General features: G+C 61.3%; 2 pseudogenes. Both read left to right on the forward strand.

Annotated features, from left to right (window positions below):
- Positions 1–1,173: pseudogene (locus tag ACXJ7R_RS32160) on the forward strand (hypothetical protein); the annotation flags it as partial.
- Positions 1,125–1,561, forward strand: a pseudogene (locus ACXJ7R_RS32165) (hypothetical protein); the annotation flags it as partial. The pseudogenes ACXJ7R_RS32160 and ACXJ7R_RS32165, both read left to right, overlap by 49 nt.

Genomic DNA, 1,561 nt, shown 5'->3' on the forward strand with positions numbered 1-1,561 from the left:
GGGACCGTCACAGGAAACAACCTGTCGAGTCCCGGATTTGGCGGAATAGGCATCTACGCCCACAACTACATCGGAACCACCGACCTGACGATCCGGGCGGCGGACGCAAGCGGTGWGGGAAATGGCATCAACGCCATTAACCAGGGAACGGGAGCGCTATCGATTACCGCCAGCGGGACGGTGGCGAGTACGAGCGACTTGAGCAGCATCGGCGCCGCGAACTTTGGCACTGATCTGTCGATCGTAGCGGCGAATGCGACAGGTCAGATCCATGCCGAGAATTACGGAAGCGGCGAATTGTTGATTACCGTGACGGGGACGGCGGCAGCCTCGGCCGTTCCCGCCATTTTCGCTCGCAATCACGCTGGCACAAATCTAACAATCACGACCTCAGGTACAGTGACTGGAACGTCCGGCATCTACTCCCGCAACGACGGGAGCGGWGCACTATCGRTTACCRCWACCGRTGCAGTGACGGGGACGATCAATAACGGCATTTACGCCAACAACTCCGGTGGCACCGAYCTGACGATTGAGGCGGTAAATGTKTCCGGCGGGACATCCGGCATACACGCAGAACACTACGGCACAGGCGCACTGTCGATCACCGCAACCGGTACAGTAACGGGAACGGCGGGAGATGGGATTTATGCYCGTACCTTCTCCGACGTTATTTCCAGCACCGATTTGACAATTGAGACGRCAAACGTGAGCGGCGGGRYCTATGGCATCKCCGCCGAACACCACGGCACCGGCGCCCTCTCCATTACTGCCACCGGTACCGTGACAGGGGGTACCGGCGCATTGACTGGAGGCATCTACGCCCAAAACTACGGCAGCGATCTCACGATCATCACGTCGGGCGGCGTGAGCGGTGGTCTGGGCATCGGCGCMGACCAGGAGGGCACCGGCGTGCTTTCGATTACCGCCGCCGGCACGGTGACGGGGACGTATGCGAGTGGCATTTTTGCCCTTACGGGGGTCAACTCTACCGGCCTGACGATCAACGTTGCCGATGTGAGCGGCGTCATTGGYATCTTCGCCGAACACCACGGCAGTGGCGCGCTCACCATTACCGCTAGCGGTCCGGTGACGGGGGGATTGATGCTGGGGGCATCTTTGCGTTGGCATACGACAACGCTACGGGCCTGTCGATCGAGGCCGCGGACGTAAGCGGCGGGGCATACGGCATCCTCGCAATTCATCACGGTAGCAGCGGCGCGCTCGAAATTACCACCACCGGCACTGTGACGGGGACGACTGATGATGGCATCTATGCCGTCACATACGGCGGTGCCACCAACCTTACGATCGAAGTGGTGGACGTGAGCGGTGGGGCAGTCGGGATCGACGCCCGACAAAGTGGCACTGGTGCGCTTTCGATTACCGCCAATGGCACGGTGACGGGAAAAGGTGGCTCGGGCATTTACGCACGCAACGACTCCGCCGCCACTGGTTCGGCTACTACGGTTACGGTGCAAGATAGCGCGACGGTAAGCGGCTCCACGGTCGGCGTCGAGCTTGTGTCCGGCACCGGCCGCGCAGCGGGCGTGGATAATGC

The sequence above is a fragment of the Mesorhizobium sp. P5_C1 genome (genome assembly GCF_054049815.1).